This window comes from Mesorhizobium sp. L-8-10, assembly GCF_016756635.1.
Lineage (GTDB): Bacteria > Pseudomonadota > Alphaproteobacteria > Rhizobiales > Rhizobiaceae.
This window is the reverse complement of sequence record NZ_AP023263.1, coordinates 5,145,668-5,165,104: the sequence shown is the minus strand read 5'-3', so window position 1 is coordinate 5,165,104 and position 19,437 is coordinate 5,145,668. Positions and strand designations below refer to the sequence as shown.

The window sequence follows — 19,437 nt, the reverse complement described above, 5'->3', positions numbered from 1 at the left end:
GACAATGGCACGCGTCGACCTCGATCATATCCGTCATGCCTACATGCCGAACCCGCGCTCGGATGCCGATTTTGCGCTGAAGGAGGTGCATCACACCTTCGACGACGGCGGCGCCTATGCGCTGCTGGGGCCGTCGGGCTGCGGCAAGACCACGCTGCTCAACATCATCTCGGGGCTTCTGCGTCCCTCGCACGGGTCGCTGTCTTTCGACGGCCGCGACGTTACCCGCCTGTCGACGCAAGAGCGCAACATCGCCCAGGTGTTCCAGTTCCCGGTCGTCTACGACACGATGAGCGTCTACGACAACCTTGCCTTCCCGCTGCGCAATCGCGGCGTGCCGGAGGCCGAGGTGGATCGCAAGGTGCGCGAGACGCTCGACATGATCGGCCTTGCCGAAAGGGCGCAGCGCAAGGCACAGGGGCTGACGGCCGACCAGAAGCAGAAGATCTCGCTCGGCCGCGGCCTGGTACGCTCCGACGTCAACGCCATTCTGTTCGACGAGCCGCTGACGGTCATCGACCCGCATATGAAATGGGTATTGCGGTCGCAGTTGAAGCAGTTGCACCGCCGTTTCGGCTTCACCATGGTCTACGTCACCCACGACCAGACCGAGGCGCTGACCTTCGCCGAGCAGGTGGTGGTCATGTATGACGGCGGCATCGTGCAGATCGGCACGCCGGACGAGCTCTTCGCGCGTCCTAGGCACACTTTCGTGGGCTATTTCATCGGCTCGCCGGGCATGAACGTGCTGCCGGTCACACTCGACGGCACCACGGCGCGCCTCGGCGGGCAGGCGATCGCGCTGCCTGTATCCCCCAGGACCGTTCCCGGCGGCAGGATCGAACTCGGCATCCGGCCCGAATTCATTCGCCTCGGCCGGGAGGGCATGCCCGTCTCTATCACCAAGGTCGAGGACATCGGCCGTCAGAAGATCGTGCGCGCGTCGCTCGAGGGGCGCCCGATCGCGGCCATCGTCGGCGAGGACGAGGAAGTGCCCGCCGATCCGCGCGTCGGCTTCGATCCTGCCGGCATCAATCTCTACGCCGATTCCTGGCGTGTCGAGCTCGGAGCCTGACCATGGAAAAGACCTGGAACAACAAGGCCTGGTTCATGGTGCTGCCGGTTCTGCTGCTGGTGGCTTTCTCGGCGGTCATCCCGCTGATGACAGTGGTCAACTATTCGGTGCAGGACACATTCGGCAACAACGTCTTCTTCTGGGTGGGCTCGGAATGGTTCGAGGAGATCCTGCATTCCGATCGCTTCTGGGCGGCCATGGGCCGCAACCTCATCTTCTCGGCGATCATCCTGGCCATCCAGATCCCGCTCGGCATTCTGATCGCGCTGAACATGCCGCGCAGGGGCTGGGGCGTTCCGGTCTGCCTGGTGCTGATGGCGTTGCCGCTGCTCATCCCGTGGAACGTCGTTGGAACCATCTGGCAGGTGTTCGGCCGCATCGACATCGGCCTGCTGGGCTACACGCTCTCGGCCCTCGGCATAGACTACAACTATGTTAACGACCCGTTCGATGCGTGGGTGACGGTCATCGTCATGGACGTCTGGCACTGGACCAGCCTCGTGGTCCTTCTCTGCTATGCCGGACTGGTCTCGATCCCCGACGCCTACTACCAGGCAGCCAAGATCGACGGCGCCTCGCGCTGGGCCATCTTCCGCTACATCCAGTTGCCCAAGATGAACCGCGTGCTGCTCATTGCCGTGCTGCTTCGCTTCATGGACAGTTTCATGATCTACACCGAGCCCTTTGTCGTCACCGGCGGCGGGCCGGGCAACTCCACCACCTTCCTGTCGATCGACCTGGTCAAGATGGCGGTGGGACAGTTCGATCTCGGACCGGCCGCGGCGATGTCGATCGTCTACTTCCTGATCATCCTGCTGCTGTCATGGGTGTTCTACACCGTTATGACCAATGTCGGCGTGGAGAAGTGACATGACGTCGATCAAGGATCAGACCGCCGATACCACGGCCGAGCGCCTGATGCGCACTGCCGAAGCCAGGACGGCACCTTCGGCGACTGTGGCGGACGATGCGCTGGCGCGGCGGATGCGTCGGCGCGGCGAGGAGTCCCGCTTCTGGTGGCTGGTTCCGACCCTCTACATCATCTTCCTGATGCTGCCGATCTACTGGCTCGTCAACATGAGCTTCAAAACCAACCAGGAGATTCTCGGCACCTTCTCGCTGTGGCCGCAGAACCCGACCCTGCGCAACTACATGGTCATCTTCACCGACCCGTCCTGGTATTCCGGCTACATCAACTCGATCATCTATGTCGTCATGAACACGGTGATCTCGATCGCCGTGGCCTTGCCGGCGGCCTACGCCTTCTCGCGCTACCGTTTCCTCGGCGACAAGCACCTGTTCTTCTGGCTGCTCAGCAACCGCATGGCGCCGCCGGCTGTGTTCGCGCTGCCCTTTTTCCAACTCTATTCCGCCTTCGGCCTGATCGACACCCATATCGCCGTTGCACTCGCCCACTGCCTGTTCAATGTGCCGCTCGCGGTTTGGATTCTGGAAGGCTTCATGTCCGGCGTGCCCAAGGAGATCGACGAGACCGCCTATATCGACGGTTATTCCTTCCCGCGTTTCTTCGTGAAGATCTTCGTGCCGCTGATCGCATCCGGTATCGGCGTTGCCGCCTTCTTCTGCTTCATGTTCTCCTGGGTCGAGCTGCTGATCGCCCGCACACTGACCACCACCGCCGCCAAGCCGATCGCCGCGATCATGACGCGCACGGTTTCGGCCTCCGGCCTGGACTGGGGCGTGCTCGCGGCAGCCGGCGTGCTGACCATCATCCCGGGCGCGCTGGTGATCTGGTTCGTTCGCAACTACATCGCCAAGGGCTTCGCCCTGGGGAGAGTCTGATCATGAACTTCTCCTGGATGGCCTGGACGTGGCCGACGGCGATCTTCTTCGCCACGATCTTCCTGCTGCTGGCGGCCATGGCGGTGTGGGAATATGTCTCGCCGGGCGGCAATCCGCGCGTCGGGCTGCTGCGCTTCGAAACGACCCGCGGCGACCGCCTGTTCCTGTCGCTGCTCGGCAGCGCCTTCATCCATCTCGCTTGGCTGGGCCTCGTCGGGCCCAACCTGTGGTGGGCTCTCGCCCTCTCGATCCTGTACGCCGTCGGCGTATTCCGGTTCGTCTAGGGAGGGAAATGCCGGAGCGGCCGCGTGCCGGCGACCGCTCCGATCGCACTTGCAACCTTTGATAGGGAGGAAACGAAATGCGACGGCACATATTAACATCGACGACGGCGCTTGCGCTATTGATCGGCGCCGGCCAGGCCTATGCCGGAATGGACGAGGCCAAGGCCTTCCTCGACGGCGAGATCGGCGACATGTCGACGCTCGACCGGGCAGCGCAGGAAGCCGAGATGCAGTGGTTCATCGATGCCGCCAAGCCGTTTGCCGGCATGGACATCAAGGTCGTCTCGGAAACCATCACCACCCATGAATACGAATCCAAGGTGCTGGCCAAGGCGTTCTCCGACATCACCGGCATCAAGATCACGCATGACCTGATCGGCGAAGGCGACGTGGTGGAGAAGCTGCAGACCCAGATGCAGTCGGGCGAGAACATCTACGACGCCTATATCAACGATTCCGACCTGATCGGCACCCACTGGCGCTACCAGCAGGCCCGCAGCCTGACCGACTGGATGGCCAACGAGGGCAAGGACGTCACCAACCCCAATCTCGACGTCGACGACTTCATCGGCAAATCCTTCACGACCGCGCCGGACGGCAAGCTCTACCAGCTTCCCGACCAGCAGTTCGCGAACCTCTACTGGTTCCGCTACGACTGGTTCAACGACGAGAAGAACAAGGCCGACTTCAAGGCCAAATACGGCTACGACCTCGGCGTCCCGGTCAACTGGTCGGCCTATGAGGATATCGCCGAGTTCTTCACCGGCAAGGAAATCGACGGCAAGAAGATCTACGGCCACATGGACTACGGCAAGAAGGATCCCTCGCTCGGCTGGCGTTTTACCGACGCCTGGCTGTCGATGGCCGGCAATGGCGACAAGGGCATCCCCAACGGACGGCCGGTCGACGAATGGGGCATCAAGGTCGATGGGAACTCCCGGCCGGTCGGCTCCTGCGTGGCGCGTGGCGGCGACACCAACGGCCCGGCGGCCGTTTATTCGATCGAGAAATATCTCGACTGGATGAAGGCCTACGCTCCGCCGGAAGCCCAGGGCATGACATTCTCGGAGTCCGGCCCGGTGCCGGCGCAGGGCGCCATCGCACAGCAGATCTTCTGGTACACCGCCTTCACCGCCGACATGGTCAAGGATGGCCTGCCTGTCGTCAATGCCGATGGCACGCCGAGGTGGCGCATGGCGCCGTCGCCGCATGGCGTCTACTGGAAGGACGGCATGAAGCTCGGCTACCAGGACGCCGGCTCGTGGACGCTGATGAAGTCGACGCCGGACGATCGCGCCAAGGCCGCCTGGCTCTACGCGCAATTCGTCACGTCGAAGACTGTCGACGTCAAGAAGAGTCACGTCGGCCTGACCTTCATCCGCGAATCGACCCTGCAGCACAAGAGCTTCACCGACCGTGCGCCCAAGCTCGGCGGCCTGATCGAGTTCTATCGCTCGCCGGCGCGGGTGCAGTGGACCCCGACCGGCACCAATGTGCCGGACTACCCGAAGCTGGCGCAGCTTTGGTGGCAGGCGATCGGCGATGCCTCGTCGGGCGCCAAGACCGCGCAGGAGGCGATGGACTCGCTCTGCGCCGACCAGGAGAAGGTGCTGGAACGCCTCGAGCGCGCCGGCGTCCAGGGCGACATCGGCCCGAAGATGGCGGAGGAGCACGATCTGGCCTATTGGAATGCCGAAGCAGTGAAGGCCGGCAAGCTTGCGCCGCAGCTCAAGGTCGAGAACGAGAAGGAAAAGCCGATCACCGTCAACTACGACGAGTTGGTCAAGAGCTGGAGCAAGTAGCGGAACGCGCCAGCCGATGCGAAGTCAGGGGAGGCGGCGTCAGGCCGGCTCCCCTGTTCATGTGGAGGAAGAGGGATATATGACCGGATTGATCCTCGCGATTGACCAGGGAACCACATCGAGCCGAGCGATCGTGTTCGACGGCGCCTTGAAGGTCGTCGGCGCCGGCCAGAAGGAGTTCGAGCAGTTCTATCCCGCATCCGGGTGGGTGGAGCATGACCCCGAGGAAATCTGGGAAAGCATCATTGCGACCTGCAGGGCGGCCATCGATGCGTCCGGTCGGGAGGCTCGCGAGATCGCCGCGATCGGCATCACCAACCAGCGCGAAACCGTGGTGATCTGGGAGAAGGCCACCGGCAAGCCGATCCACAAGGCGATCGTGTGGCAGGATCGGCGTACCGCGCCGCTCTGTGCCAGGCTCAAGAGGCAGGGGTTGGAAAAAGTCTTCACGAAGAAGACGGGCCTTTTGCTCGACCCCTATTTCTCCGGAACCAAGATCGCCTGGCTGCTCGACAATGTTAAGGGCGCTCGCAAGCGCGCCGAAAAGGGCGAACTGCTGGCCGGCACCATCGACAGCTTCCTGATCTGGCGGCTGACAGGCGGCAAGGTCCACGCCACTGATGCCACCAACGCCTCGCGCACCCTCGTCTACAACATCGCGACCAATGCCTGGGATCCCGAGCTTCTCGAGATCCTGCGCATCCCGGCCGCGCTGCTGCCCGAGGTGAAGGACTGCGCCGCCGACTTCGGCACGACCGATGCCGGCCTGTTCGGCGCCCCGATAAGAATCCTCGGCGTCGCCGGCGACCAGCAGGCCGCGACGATCGGCCAGGCATGTTTCGAGCCCGGGATGATGAAGTCGACTTATGGCACCGGCTGCTTCGCGCTGCTGAACACCGGCGCCGATCTGGTCCGCTCGAAGAACAGGCTGCTGACGACCATCGCGTACCGGCTGAACGGCAAGACCACCTATGCGCTGGAAGGCTCGATCTTCGTCGCCGGCGCCGCCGTGCAATGGCTGCGCGACGGGCTCAAGGTGATCGGCCATGCGCAGCGCAGCGGCGAGTTGGCGGCAAAGGCCGACCCCACGCAGGACGTCTATCTCGTCCCGGCCTTCGTCGGCCTGGGGGCGCCGCATTGGGATGCGGAGGCGAGGGGCGCGATCTTCGGCCTCACCCGTAACACGGGGCCCGCGGAATTCGCGCGCGCTACGCTCGATTCCGTCGCGTTCCAGACACGCGACCTGCTCGACGCAATGAAGAAGGACTGGCGCGACGGCAAGGCCAAGACCGTGCTGCGTGTCGATGGCGGCATGGTGGCGTCGGACTGGACGATGCAGCGCCTTGCCGACATTCTCGACGCGCCGGTCGACCGCCCGACGATCCTGGAGACGACGGCGATGGGCGCCGCTTGGCTGGCGGGCTCCAAGGCCGGCGTCTGGCCGAAGGCCCGGCAATTCGCCAAAGCCTGGGCGCTCGACCGTCGGTTCGAGCCCGTTATGGAGGATGCGGAACGGCGCCGGAAGCTGAAAGGCTGGCGCGACGCTGTGCGCCGCACCCTGACGAATCATTGAGATGCCAGCCTATCCGCGCCCTTGCTCACACGGGCATCGACCGCCGATCACCCGTCAATAGGGCGATATGCACTGGCGGCGCGGACCGTTGTAAGGCTGGAAGGTATTGTCCCAGGCGCGATATGAGCGGTAACGGTTGTAGCACCAGCGCTCATGCGCGCTTCCACCGCCGCTGTAGTAGCGCGGCCCGGAATTGGCGATCGCGCCCGTGATCAGTGCGCCGGCGATAAAGGCCGCGCCCGGGAACCAATAGTCGTTGTAGTAGCGATAGCCAGGCCTGTAGTAGCGGTAACCGCGATAGCCATTGTAGTAGGCCCAGTTTCGACCGCCGCCGCCGCGCCAATAGCGATCGCCACGCCATCCTCTGCCGCGCCAGCCGTCATAGCGGGGCCCGCCGCGGCCGCGATTGTAGTAGGGCATGTCGGTTCCGCCCCACGGACCACGTCCGGCCCAGCGGCCGCCATAGTTTCTGCCGCCGCGGCGGTCCCTGACGTACTGTATGTCGCCCTGCTGCCCGCCTATCACTGCGGCTGGGTTTTTAGGAGCGAAAGCCGGCGCGGCATTGAGCGGCACGGCGCTCGAAAGCGCGAAGGATGCCGCCAACAAGGAGGCGCACAGGCCAGACAACAGCTTCCTCATCACGGTTCTCCCCGTAAAAGCCAGATATCGGAACGCGAAACGCGCCGACCGGGCATTGGTTCCGCAATCGCCGCGCACGCTCACGGCTCACCGAGGATCTTCGGCCACTATTGCAAAGCGATAGCGATCGGGCTTAGTCGGCCGGGGAACGCGTGGAGGATTCTAATGCAGGAAAGAGTTCGGATCAAATCCGTCGAAGTGCTCGCCGACGACTGGGCCGTGCTGAAGAAGTCGGTATTCGACTACCGTCGGCGGGACGGCGCTTGGGAAACGCAGACGCGGCTGACCTTCGATCGGGGCGATGGCGCGGTGATTCTGCCGTACGATCCCGGGCGCGACACCGTGCTCCTCATCAGACAGTTCCGCTATCCGGCCTATGTCACCGGCCACCCCGACCCGCTGATCGAAGCCTGTGCAGGATTGCTGGATGCGGACGACCCCGAAACGGCGATCCGGCGCGAAGCCGAGGAGGAACTCGGCTACCGGCTCCGCGACGTCAGGCATCTCTATACGGCCTATACGAGCCCCGGCAGCCTCACCGAACGGCTGTCATTCTTCACGGCTGACTACGCACCGGCCGACCGTGTCTCCGACGGCGGCGGTCATCGCGATGAGGGCGAGGACATCGAGGTGATCGAGATGCCGCTAGACGAAGCGCTGGCTGCGACGCGCGACGGGCGCATCATCGACGTCAAGACGATCATGCTCATCCAGCACCTGAAGCTCGAAGGCCATCGCTGAAGGCCCGGGCCGCCACGCCTTTTCCGTCCGACCTGCGGCCGGCGTTGCGCAGCCGATCGATCGGCGGTGAACAGCCGTGTTTTTCCGGTTGACCGAAAGAACCTCTCTCCCTATGGTCCGCCGCAATTTCCGGGGCGGGCGACGCCCTTCGGGAGCGCATAGCTCAGCCGGTAGAGCAACTGACTTTTAATCAGTAGGTCCTGGGTTCGAGTCCCAGTGCGCTCACCACCAATAAATCCGACAATCAGGTTCAGGTTTTCGACTCGCGACCCTTTGCCACGCAATGGTGATTGGAGCCCTGTAGCCCTCCCGTCTATATGCTGCCCGCGGAACTGCCCGGAGATCGGCTCCGGCAAGGGATGGTGGGCGAATGGCGATCGATGTAGGCTATCTGAGCGCTGTAGGGGCGGGGGCACTCTCCTTCCTGTCGCCTTGCGTGCTGCCCTTGGTGCCGCCCTATCTCTGCTATATGGCCGGCGTGTCGGTCGACGACTTCCGCGAGCAGAAGGCCGTCTCCGAATCCACCCATGTCAAGAAGGCGCTGATCGTCTCGTCGGTCGCCTTCGTGCTCGGCTTCTCCACCGTCTTCGTTGCTCTGGGTGCCGGCGCCTCGACGATCGGCCGGCTGCTGCGGGTCTGGCAGGAGCCGCTGGCGATGGCCGCCGGAATCCTCATCATCCTGATGGGCCTGAACTTCCTCGGGTTGATCCGCATCCCGCTGCTGTCCCGCGAGGCGCGGTTCCAGGCCAGGGGCAAGCCGGCGAGCATGGTCGCCGCCTATGTCATGGGCCTCGCCTTCGCCTTCGGCTGGACGCCCTGCATCGGTCCGGTGCTCGGACCCATCCTCACGCTCGCCGGCGGGCGCGAGACCGTCGGCGAGGGCGCATTGCTCCTTGCCGCCTACTCGCTCGGGCTCGGCATCCCCTTCCTTGTCGCGGCCGTTTTTTCCGGCGCGTTCATGCGCTTCCTGGGCAGGTTCCGCGTGCATCTCGGCCGCGTCGAGAAGGTGATCGGCGGCCTGCTCGTGATCGCCGGCGTGCTTTTCGTCACCGGCGGCATGACCCAGTTCTCCTATTGGCTGCTGGAGACCTTCCCGGCGCTGGGGCGCCTCGGCTGAGCGGCGGGAGCAAGATCGAAATCGCCCATCCGGCTGAGATGACGAACGATCGAACTGCCGCTATACCCGCCATGACCGAAATTTAACCGCAATGAGGCAGCATGGGCTCGGTTTCCATCTGCCTCTTTCCCCCAGCCGGACGACAGCCGTCATGACCGAAAGAACCTGCCTCTCGATCATCCTCGCCGCGGGCGAAGGCACACGCATGAAGAGCGCCTTGCCGAAGGTGCTGCATCCGATCGCGGGCCTGCCGATGGTGGCGCATGTGGTGCGGGCCGCCCGGGCGGCGGGCGCGGGCGATATAGCGATCGTGGCAGGTCGCGGCGCGGAGGCGGTCAGGAAGGCGGTAACGCCTTTCGCGCCCGAAGCCGAAGCCTTCGTGCAGGCGGAAAGGCTTGGAACAGCGCATGCCGTGCTGGCGGCCAGGGCAGCCATCGAGCGTGGCTATGACGACATCCTGGTGCTGTTCGGTGACACGCCGCTGGTCAGCGACGAGGCGCTGCGCACGGCCCGCCAGAGGCTCGCCGAAGGTGCCGCCGTTGCCGTGATCGGCTTCAGGCCACCCAATCCGACGGGATATGGGCGACTAATCGAGAAGGACGGCACGCTGCTCGCGATTCGCGAGGAGCGAGACTGCTCGGACGAGGAGCGCGAGATCGCCTTCTGCAATGCCGGCCTGATGGCGATCGCGGGTCGCGATGTCCTGCGCCTGCTCGACGCCGTCGGCAATGCCAACGCCAAGGGCGAATATTATCTCACTGACATCGTCGAGATCGCGCAAGCCTCCGGGCTGCGGGCCGTGGCAACGGAAGCGCCGTTCGAGAATGTGCTGGGGATCAACAACCGGGTCGAGCTCGCCGAGGCGGAGGCGATCTGGCAGAAGATCCGTCGTCGTCAGGCGATGCTCGATGGGGTGACGCTCATCGCGCCCGAAACCGTCTTCTTTTCCTTCGATACGACGATCGGCGCCGACACCGTCATCGAGCCCAATGTCATGTTTGGTCCCGGCGTCACAGTTGCCGCCAACGCTGTGATCCATGCCTTCTCGCACCTGGAGGGGGCGGCGGTCGCCGAAGGCTGCCAGGTGGGCCCGTATGCGCGGCTGCGCCCGGGCGCCGACCTCAGGGAAAAGGCCAAGGTCGGGAATTTCTGCGAGGTCAAGAAGGCGGTCATCGACGCCGGCGCCAAGGTCAACCACCTGACCTATATCGGCGACGCCTTCGTCGGCGCAAAGGCCAATATTGGGGCCGGGACGATCACCTGCAACTATGACGGCTACAACAAATTCGTCACCGAGATCGGCGCCGGCGCCTTCATCGGCTCGAACTCGTCGCTGGTCGCGCCGGTTCGCATAGGCGACGGTGCCTATGTCGCGTCGGGCAGCGTCATAACGTCGGAGGTGCCGCAGGACGCCCTGGCCTTCGGCCGAGCGCGCCAGGCGACCCTGCCCGGCAGGGGAAAGCAGTTGCGGGAGCAGCAGGCGGCGGCCGCCGCGGCCTCCATAGCCAAGTCCGACTGACGGACCGAAGCGGACATTCATGACCCGATCGGCTGCCATGGACATCCCAATGGCCGATGGGTACGACACGATATGTGACTTTCACCGGGCCCGGATCGGGCCTAAATGACGGCTGAATTGCCTGCGATGTCGCGCAGGGCGGTGTCCATCTGGGGGTGCTAGAATGTGCGGGATCGTCGGGATCGTCGGCCGTGAGCCGGTTGCCGCCCTTATCGTCGATGCGCTGAAGCGACTCGAGTATCGCGGCTACGACTCCGCCGGCGTCGCCACGATCGAGCGTGGCGAGTTGGCGCGGCGGCGCGCCGAAGGCAAGCTGATCAATCTGGAACGCCGGCTGAAGACTGAGCCCCTCGACGGCACCATCGGCATCGGGCACACACGCTGGGCTACGCACGGCGTGCCCAACGAGACCAATGCCCATCCGCATTTTGGCGATGGCGTGGCGATCGTCCACAACGGGATCATCGAGAACTTCGCCGAGCTGCGCGAGGAATTGAAGCGCGACGGCTACGAGTTCGCCACGCAGACCGACACCGAAGTCGTGGCGCACCTGATCTCGCGTGAACTGAAGCGCGACACACCGCCCGTCGACGCGGCCTACAAAGCCCTGAAACGCTTGGAAGGCGCCTTCGCGCTTGCCATCATGTTCCGAGGCGACGAAGACCTGATCGTCGGCGCCCGCAACGGTCCGCCGCTGGCGGTCGGCCACGGCGATGGCGAGATGTTCCTCGGATCCGACGCGATCGCGCTCGCCCCGTTCACCAACTCGATCACCTATCTCGAGGATGGCGACTGGGCTGTCGTGCGCCGGGATCGCGTCCAGATCTACGACATGGGTGGCGCGCCGGTCGAGCGCCCGCGCCAGCAGTCGATCGGCACCAGCTTCATGGTCGACAAGGGCAACCACCGGCACTTCATGGAGAAGGAGATCCACGAGCAGCCGGAAGTGATCTCCCACACGCTTGCCCACTATATCGACTTCACGCAAGGCACGTCGCGGCCGCTCGATCTGCCGTTCGATTTCGGGTCGCTCGATCGCCTGGCGGTCTCCGCCTGCGGCACGGCCTATCTGGCTGGGCTGATCGGGAAATACTGGTTCGAGCGCTACGCACGCCTCCCGGTCGACATCGATATCGCCTCGGAATTCCGCTACCGCGAGATGCCGCTATCCAGGAAGAGCGCCGCGCTGTTCGTGTCTCAGTCGGGCGAGACGGCCGACACGCTCGCCTCACTGCGTTACTGCCGCAAGGAAGGCGTTCCGATCGCCGCGGTCGTCAATGTCCGCGAATCCACCATCGCGCGCGAATCCGACGTCATATTCCCCACGCTCGCCGGGCCGGAGATCGGCGTCGCCTCGACAAAGGCCTTCACATGCCAGCTCTCGGTCATGGCCTCGCTTGCGGTCCGTGCCGGCGTGGCGCGCGGCACGGTCTCGGCGGAGCAGGAAAAGGCACTGATCCGGCAGCTCTCCGAGGCGCCGCGCTTCGCCAGCCAGGTGCTGAAGCTCGAGGAGCAGATCGAGAAGGTGGCGCGCGAACTCGCGAAGGTCGATCATGTTCTCTATCTCGGCCGCGACACCAACTACCCCCTGGCCATGGAAGGCGCGCTGAAGCTCAAGGAGATCTCCTATATCCATGCCGAGGGTTATGCTGCGGGCGAACTGAAGCACGGGCCGATTGCGCTCATCGACGAGTCCATGCCCGTGATCGTCATCGCGCCGCATGACCGCATTTACGACAAGACGGTGTCCAATATGCAGGAAGTGGCTGCGCGCGGCGGCAGGATCATCCTGATCACCGACCGCGCGGGCGCCGAGCGGGCGTCGATCAAGACCATGGAAACGATCGTTCTTCCCGACGTGCCGGAGTTCATCACGCCGATGATCTATGCGCTGCCCGTGCAGATGCTCGCCTATTTCACGGCCGTCTTCATGGGTACCGACGTGGATCAGCCGCGCAATCTCGCCAAGTCGGTCACGGTCGAATAGCCGCAGCCGGCTTTCGCGCCACGGGGGAGGCAGCGACGGCTTGCCGCGTCGCCCGCAACCCGCCTATATAGCGCGGGTCCGCCAACGCCGCGCAGTCCATGTCCGATCCCTCGAAGTCGCTTTCCGGCATGACAAGGCTGAGGAATTATTTCCTCACAGGGGTGGTCGTCTGCGCACCGCTCGCGATCACCGCCTATCTCGTATGGAGCCTGATCGGCTGGGTCGATTCGTGGGTGAAACCCTACATCCCGTCGAGCTACAACCCCGACAACTATCTGCCCTTCGCAGTGCCCGGTTTCGGCCTGCTCGTCGCGCTGGTACTGATCACCCTAATCGGTTTCCTTACCGCCAATATCATCGGCCGGTCGATCGTGTCCTTCGGCGAGAGGCTGCTCAATCGCATGCCGTTGGTGCGGACCCTTTACAGCGGGCTCAAGCAGATCTTCGAAACGGTGCTCGCCAATCGGGCGGATCTGTTCAACAAGGTTGCGCTGTTCGAATATCCGCGCAAGGGGGCCTGGTCTATCGTCTTCATCGCATCCCACGAGGACAACGAGATCCACGCCGCCCTGGAACCTCGCGAGGGCAGGACGGTGGCGGTATTCCGGCCCATCACGCCCAACGTCACCACGGGCTATCTGCTCTATGTGCCCGAGAAGGATCTCATTCCGCTCGAGATGAGCGTCGAGGATGCTGCAAAGCTGCTGATATCGGCCGGGCTGGTCGGTCCCGAATACGAGGCCACGACGAGGGCGCTGGCGGACGAAGCCTTAGCGAAAGAGGGCCGTCAGGTTTTCCCGAGGCCAAGTCACCCTGCGCGCAGGAGCCGCACCGCTTCGTCGCGGCCAAAGAGATAGAGAAGCAGTCGCAGGGCCGCGCCGCGTTCGGACTGAAGCTCGGGATCCTCGGCGAGGAACTGGCGCGCATCGTCGCGCGCTGTCTCCAGGAGGTCGGCGTGGTGCTCGATCCGCGCCACCTGGAAACCCGGGGTGCCCGATTGTCGCGTGCCCAGGAGCTCGCCTTCGCCGCGCAGCTTCAGATCCTCCTCTGAGATGACGAACCCGTTTTCGGTCTCGCGCATGACGGAAAGGCGGCGCTTGGCGGTCTGGCCGAGCGGAGACTTGTAAAGCAGCACGCAGGTCGACGGTTTGGAGCCGCGTCCGACACGGCCGCGCAGCTGATGCAACTGGGCGAGCCCAAATCGCTCGGCATGTTCGATCACGATGATCGTGGCATCGGGAACGTCGACACCCACCTCGATGACGGTCGTCGCAACCAGGATGCGCGTCTCTCCATCCTTGAAGACGCGCATCGCCTCGTCCTTCTCCGCTCCCTTCATGCGCCCGTGGACAAGGCCGACATTGCCGCCGAAGGCCGGCTTCAGCATGGCGAAACGGTCCTCGGCGGACATCAGCTCGATCTCGTCGGACTCCTCGACCAGCGGGCAGATCCAGTAAACCTTCTGGCCGTCGCGGATCGCGTCGCGCATGCGGACGATGAGCTCGTCGAGCCGCTCGAGCGGCAAGGTGACGGTTCGGATCGGAAGGCGGCCTGCCGGTTTTTCCGTCAGGCGCGAGACATCCATGTCGCCGAACGCCGTCAGCACCAAAGTGCGTGGAATTGGCGTCGCCGTCATCACCAGCATGTCGGGAGCGTCGCCCTTGGCGGTGATGGCAAGCCGCTGATGCACGCCGAATCGGTGCTGTTCGTCAACGATCGCCAGCACGAGATCGTGATAGACGACGGGCTCCTGGAACAGCGCGTGCGTGCCCACCACGATATCAATCGACCCGTCGGCCAGCCCTTTCAGCGTATCGGTCCGCTCGCGGCCCTTCTCCCGCCCCGTCAGGATGGCGATGCGAATGCCGGCACGCTCAGCGAGCGGCGCCAGCGAGGCAAGATGCTGGCGGGCAAGAATCTCCGTCGGCGCCATCAACGCGGCCTGGCCGCCCGCTTCGACGGCGCGCGCCATCGCCAGCAGCGCCACCACCGTCTTGCCGGAACCGACATCGCCCTGAAGCAGGCGGATCATGCGCTCCGGCTCGGCCAGGTCGGCGTGGATCTCCGCGATCGCGGTCTCCTGCGAGCCGGTCAGCCTGTAGGGCAGGGCGGCCCGCACCCTTTCGACGATGCTGCCGTCGCCGGAAAGGGGCCGTCCCGAGAGCCGGCGCACGCGGTTGCGGACCAAGGCCAGGGAAAGCTGGCCGGCGAGGAACTCGTCATAGGCGAGCCGCCGCCATGCCACACTGTCCGGCGACAGGTCGATCGGATCGGCCGGATGATGAATTCGATCCAGGGCGTCGTGGAAGGTCGGGAAGCTCTGGCGGCGCGCGATGTCGGCGTCCAGCCACTCCGGCAGTTGCGGCAGGCGCGACAGCCCCTGGCCGACGGCACGCCGCAACACCTTGACCGAAAGCCCGGCCGTCAGCGGATAGACGGGCTCCACCAGCGGCAACCCTTCAGCGTCGCCGGCCCTGGCGATATGGTCGGGATGGACCATTGAAGGGCGGCCGTTGAACCATTCCATCCGTCCGCTGACGACCACCTGCTCGCCTTCGGGCAGCGCCTTCGCCAGCCACTCGGTATGGGCATGGAAGAAGGTCAGCGCAATCTCGCCAGTGTCGTCATGGGCGTAGACCCGATAGGGCACCGATCTGTTGCCGCGCGGCGGCGGCTGATGGCGGTCGACCCGCAATTCCAGCGTGACGATGGCGCCCTCGGCGGCATAGGCGATGCCCGGCCGGTTCCGCCGATCGATCACCGAATGCGGCAGCACGAAGAGGAGATCCCCGACACGGGCACCGCGATCGCTTATGTCGGTCGCGACCACCTTCTCGATCAGCCCGGCGACCTTGGGACCGACGCCGTCGAGCGCGGTGATCGGTGCAAAAAGCGGATCGAGCAGCGAAGGACGCATCAGCGATGCACCGGCAGGCGCAAGCACCATGGCCCGTCGGGCCGGCGGGAGAGGAGGTTCGGGTCACGCATCGCCGCAGATGTTAAGCCCGACCGAGGCCGTTGCAAGGCTGACAGGCAGTTCTATCCACGCTATATGCCGCGCTCGGCGAAAGGACCATCCACCATGACCGGAACGACACGATCCAGCGAGGGCCTCGATGCACGGCGGCGCAAGCTTCTCTTCCGGTCCTGGCACCGCGGCATGCGCGAGATGGACCTGATCCTGGGCACATTCGCCGATGCCGAGATCGGCGCCTTGACCGAGATCGAAATCGACCAATATGAGGGGCTCCTCGACATTCCAGACACCAAGCTCCTCCCCTGGATCACCGGCGAACGGCCGATCCCCGCCGACCAGGACAGTCCGATCCTGCGGCGTGTCCTCGCGTTCCGCCAAGCCATGACTTTTTGACCGACCCGAGACCTTCTGACCAACCATGTCCCTGATCGAAAAAATCGCCATCCGTCCCGACACCGGCAGCTTCGTCACGATCGACGGCGTGGCGGACGGCTACGAGGCTTTCGCGCTCGCGGCGCTGTCCGGCGAGATCGCCAGGGATCGGCCGCTGATCTTCGTCGCCCGGGACGGTCAGCGTCTGCCTTCGATCATGGAGGCGCTGGCCTTCGCCGCACCCGATCTGCCGCTCCTGGAGCTCCCGGCCTGGGATTGTCTGCCCTACGACCGCGTATCGCCCGGCTCCGACGCCGCCGCGCGACGCCTCGATGCGCTCGCCGCGATGATCGCGCTGGCCAGGACGTCGCACCGCGCCGTGATCCTGACCACCGCCAATGCCGTGCTCCAGCGCATTCCGCCGCCCGGGATCATCGAGGCGCAGACCTTGCGCGCCAAGCCGGGCAACCAGATCGACATGAAAGTGCTGATCGGACGGCTCGAGACATCCGGCTTCGAACGGGTGCCCACTGTCCGCGACGTAGGCGAATTCGCCGTACGCGGCGGCATTCTCGACCTTTTCGCGCCGGGTTCGCCGGAGCCGCTGCGGCTCGACTTCTTCGGCGACACGCTGGAATCGATCCGCGCCTTCGACGTGGCGACCCAGCGCACCACCGGTCAGCGCAAATCGTTCCAGTTGCAGGGCATGAGCGAGGTGGCGCTGACGCCCGAGACGGTCAGCCGCTTCCGCCGCAACTACATTGAAGCCTTCGGCGCTCCGTCGCGCGACGACGGACTCTATGCCGCCGTCAGCGAAAGCCGTCGTTTCGCCGGCATGGAACACTGGCTGCCCTTCTTCTACGACAAGCTCGCGACCCTGTTCGACTACCTGCCGGAAGCTCCCGTCGTGTTCGACCATCTCGCGCGCGAGGCGCTGAGCGAGCGGCACGAACTCATTCTCGACCACTACGAGGCCCGTAAGCGGCAGGCGGACGGCGCCCTGAAGGACGCCGTGCCCTACAAGCCGGCTGCGCCTGCGCTGCTCTATCTGACGCCCGATGAGGTGACCGGCGCGATCGCGGACAAGGTCGCAGGGGAATTCACGCCCTTCGACGCGCCCGATCTGCCGTCCAGCTACGTCCGTCACGCCGGCGCCAGGGCAGGCCGCAGCTTCGAGCAGGAGCGAACCGATCCCTCGGCCAATGTCTTCGACTCGGTTGTCAGCCATATCGGCGGCGTGCGCGCGCAGGGACGCAAGGTCGTCGTCGCCGGCTGGACCGAGGGTTCGCTCGACCGTCTCGCACAGATTCTCGCCGAGCACCACCTCGGCAACCTGAAGCGCGTCTCCACCCTCGACGAAGTCGCCCGGCTGGAGGCGGGACAGGCGGGGCTCGCGGTGCTGCCGCTGGAAGCCGGATTCGAGACGGAAAGGCTGGTCGTCGTCGCCGAGCAGGATATTCTCGGCGATCGCCTGGTCAGGCGGTCGAAGAAGCGCAAGCGCGCGTCCGATTTTATCGCCGAGGTCGCAGCGCTGTCTTCCGGCGACATCGTCGTGCATGCCGATCACGGCATCGGCCGGTTCATCGGGTTGCGCACGATCGAGGCCGCCGGCGCGCCGCATGACTGCCTGGAACTGCATTATGCCGGCGACGACCGGCTGTTCCTGCCGGTCGAGAACATCGAACTCCTGTCGCGCTACGGTTCGGAATCGGCCGAGGCGACGCTCGACAAGCTGGGCGGTGGCGCCTGGCAATCGCGCAAGGCACGCCTGAAGCGGCGCCTGCTCGAGATGGCCGGCGCTCTCATTCGGCTGGCCGCCGAGCGCCAGATGCGCGAGGCGCCCGTCATGATGCCTCCCGACGGGCTCTATGGCGAATTCGCCGCCCGCTTCTCCTATGAGGAGACCGACGACCAGCAAACGGCGATCGACGCCGTCGTCGACGACCTGTCGCTCGGCAAACCCATGGACCGGCTGATCTGCGGCGACGTTGGCTTCGGCAAGACGGAGGTCGCGCTGCGGGCGGCCTTCCTGGCGGCGATGGAAGGCTTCCAGGTCGCGGTCGTGGTGCCGACCACGCTTCTGGCGCGTCAGCATTTCAAGACATTCTCCCAACGTTTCTCGGGCCTGCCGATCACGGTCAGGCAGGCTTCACGGCTGGTCGGCTCGAAGGAACTGGCCGAGACCAAGAAAGGCATCGCCGACGGCACCGTGGACATCGTGGTGGGCACGCATGCTCTGCTCGGCTCTGCGATCGGCTTCAAGAACCTCGGTCTGCTCATCATCGACGAGGAGCAGCATTTCGGGGTCAAGCACAAGGAGCGGCTGAAGGAGCTGAAGAGTGACGTGCATGTGCTCACGCTTTCGGCGACGCCCATCCCGCGCACATTGCAGCTTGCGCTCACCGGTGTGCGCGAGCTGTCGCTCATCACCACGCCGCCGGTCGACCGCATGGCGGTGCGCACCTTCATCTCGCCTTTCGATCCGCTCGTCATCCGCGAAACCCTGCTGCGCGAACGTTACCGGGGAGGCCACTCCTTCTACGTCGTGCCGCGCATTTCGGACCTGTCGGAAATCCATGATTTCCTTCGCGAATCGGTGCCCGAGCTGAAGGTCGCCGTGGCTCACGGCCAGATGGCGGCCGGCGAGCTCGACGACATCATGAATGCCTTCTACGACGGCCAGTACGATGTGCTCCTGTCGACCACGATCGTGGAATCAGGTCTCGACATCCCGACCGCCAACACCTTGATCGTGCATCGTGCTGACATGTTCGGCCTCGCCCAGCTCTACCAGCTTCGCGGCCGGGTGGGGCGTTCCAAGGTGCGCGCCTATGCCTTGTTCACATTGCCCGCCAACCGCACGCTGACGGCCAATGCCGACCGGCGGCTCAAGGTGCTGCAGTCGCTCGACACGCTGGGCGCAGGCTTCCAGCTCGCCAGCCATGACCTCGACATACGCGGCGCCGGCAATCTTCTCGGCGAGGAACAGTCGGGCCACATCAAGGAGGTCGGCTTCGAGCTCTACCAACAGATGCTCGAAGAGGCCGTCGCCGAGATCCGCGGCACCGGCGAGGTGAGCGACGGCAGCTGGTCGCCTCAGATAACCATCGGCACCGCGGTCATGATCCCCGAAAGCTATGTGCCGGACCTGCAATTGCGACTGGCTCTCTACCGGCGGCTCGGCGATATCGAAACGACGGAGGAGATCGACGCCTTCGGCGCCGAATTGATCGACCGCTTCGGGCCGATGCCGGAGGAAGTGCAGCACCTGCTGAAGATCGTCTTCATCAAGGCGCTTTGCCGCAAGGCCAACGTCGAAAAGCTCGATGCGGGCCCCAAGGGCGTGGTCGTCCAGTTCCGCAAGAAGGAATTCGCCGACCCGGCCGGGCTTGTGCGTTTCATAGGCGAGCAGGGTTCGCTGGCCAGGATCCGGCCCGACCAGAGCGTGGTCTTCATCCGGGATTGGCCGAACGCTGAAAAGCGCCTCGCAGGTTCCGCCGTGGTCATGACCCAGCTCGCCAGATTGGCAGACAAAGCGGCGGCGTGAC

The 19,437-nt window shown here is 64.7% G+C and carries 15 protein-coding genes and 1 tRNA gene; 14 read left to right on the top strand and 2 right to left on the bottom strand.

Translation table 11 applies throughout. The annotated features are described in order from the left end of the window. Nucleotides 1-4: 4 nt before the first annotated feature. The 6 genes from JN280_RS23930 (at nt 5) to glpK (ending at nt 6,537) form a co-directional block, all read left to right on the top strand. Entirely contained in the window at nt 5-1,075 is a 1,071-nt protein-coding gene (locus tag JN280_RS23930) for an ABC transporter ATP-binding protein (RefSeq protein ID WP_202305929.1), read from the top strand. A gap of 2 nt (nt 1,076-1,077) precedes the next feature. Further along, entirely contained in the window at nt 1,078-1,944 is an 867-nt protein-coding gene (locus JN280_RS23925) for a carbohydrate ABC transporter permease (RefSeq protein WP_202305928.1), read from the top strand. 49 nt (nt 1,945-1,993) lie between these two features. After that, the gene (locus tag JN280_RS23920; RefSeq protein ID WP_202315010.1) at nt 1,994-2,878 is read left to right on the top strand and encodes an ABC transporter permease subunit; all 885 of its coding nucleotides are present in this window, start codon (nt 1,994-1,996) and stop codon (nt 2,876-2,878) included. A 2-nt stretch (nt 2,879-2,880) separates the two neighbouring features. Beyond that, nucleotides 2,881-3,162 (top strand): DUF2160 domain-containing protein, encoded by a 282-nt coding sequence (locus JN280_RS23915; RefSeq protein ID WP_202305927.1) that lies wholly within the window; start codon nt 2,881-2,883, stop codon nt 3,160-3,162. A gap of 77 nt (nt 3,163-3,239) precedes the next feature. Next, nucleotides 3,240-4,964, top strand: coding sequence for an ABC transporter substrate-binding protein (locus JN280_RS23910; protein ID WP_202305926.1), 1,725 nt, complete (start codon nt 3,240-3,242; stop codon nt 4,962-4,964). 79 nt (nt 4,965-5,043) lie between these two features. After that, nucleotides 5,044-6,537 carry a glycerol kinase GlpK gene (gene glpK, locus JN280_RS23905; protein ID WP_202305925.1) on the top strand — a complete coding sequence of 498 codons (1,494 nt, stop codon included), beginning with the start codon at nt 5,044-5,046 and terminating at the stop codon, nt 6,535-6,537. A 54-nt stretch (nt 6,538-6,591) separates the two neighbouring features. Here the strand turns inward: glpK and JN280_RS23900 are convergent, their stop codons facing one another. Beyond that, nucleotides 6,592-7,176, bottom strand: coding sequence for a BA14K family protein (locus JN280_RS23900; protein ID WP_202305921.1), 585 nt, complete (start codon nt 7,174-7,176; stop codon nt 6,592-6,594). Nucleotides 7,177-7,341: 165 nt separating this feature from the next. Here JN280_RS23900 and JN280_RS23895 point away from each other — a divergent pair, with 165 nt between their 5' ends. The 6 genes from JN280_RS23895 to JN280_RS23870 all read left to right on the top strand — a co-directional run bounded on the left by JN280_RS23895 (nt 7,342) and on the right by JN280_RS23870 (nt 13,397). Continuing rightward, entirely contained in the window at nt 7,342-7,917 is a 576-nt protein-coding gene (locus JN280_RS23895) for an NUDIX domain-containing protein (RefSeq protein WP_202305920.1), read from the top strand. A 152-nt stretch (nt 7,918-8,069) separates the two neighbouring features. After that, nucleotides 8,070-8,145 (top strand) — tRNA-Lys (locus tag JN280_RS23890). 142 nt (nt 8,146-8,287) lie between these two features. Continuing rightward, nucleotides 8,288-9,034, top strand: a complete 747-nt coding sequence (locus JN280_RS23885) for a cytochrome c biogenesis CcdA family protein (protein WP_202305919.1) — start codon at nt 8,288-8,290, stop codon at nt 9,032-9,034. Between the two features lie 151 nt (nt 9,035-9,185). Beyond that, nucleotides 9,186-10,553 carry a bifunctional UDP-N-acetylglucosamine diphosphorylase/glucosamine-1-phosphate N-acetyltransferase GlmU gene (gene glmU / locus JN280_RS23880; protein ID WP_202305918.1) on the top strand — a complete coding sequence of 456 codons (1,368 nt, stop codon included), beginning with the start codon at nt 9,186-9,188 and terminating at the stop codon, nt 10,551-10,553. A gap of 163 nt (nt 10,554-10,716) precedes the next feature. Then, a complete protein-coding gene (gene glmS, locus JN280_RS23875; RefSeq protein ID WP_202305917.1) occupies nt 10,717-12,540 on the top strand; it encodes a glutamine--fructose-6-phosphate transaminase (isomerizing) in 1,824 nt (607 codons plus the stop codon). Nucleotides 12,541-12,638: 98 nt separating this feature from the next. After that, entirely contained in the window at nt 12,639-13,397 is a 759-nt protein-coding gene (locus tag JN280_RS23870) for a DUF502 domain-containing protein (protein WP_202305916.1), read from the top strand. On the opposite strand, the gene recG is transcribed toward JN280_RS23870, so the two are convergent. Next, nucleotides 13,349-15,457, bottom strand: coding sequence for an ATP-dependent DNA helicase RecG (gene recG / locus JN280_RS23865; RefSeq protein WP_202305915.1), 2,109 nt, complete (start codon nt 15,455-15,457; stop codon nt 13,349-13,351). The two genes, JN280_RS23870 and recG, sit on opposite strands and share 49 nt — an antisense overlap. 165 nt (nt 15,458-15,622) lie before the next feature. Between recG and JN280_RS23860 the strand changes: the two genes are divergently transcribed. Together JN280_RS23860 and mfd are read left to right on the top strand one after the other, a co-directional pair. Beyond that, nucleotides 15,623-15,910: an FAD assembly factor SdhE gene (locus JN280_RS23860; RefSeq protein WP_202305914.1), complete on the top strand. Its 288-nt coding sequence runs from the start codon at nt 15,623-15,625 to the stop codon at nt 15,908-15,910. Between the two features lie 25 nt (nt 15,911-15,935). Then, nucleotides 15,936-19,436 carry a transcription-repair coupling factor gene (gene mfd / locus JN280_RS23855; protein WP_202305912.1) on the top strand — a complete coding sequence of 1,167 codons (3,501 nt, stop codon included), beginning with the start codon at nt 15,936-15,938 and terminating at the stop codon, nt 19,434-19,436. The last annotated feature ends 1 nt before the right edge of the window (nt 19,437 follow it).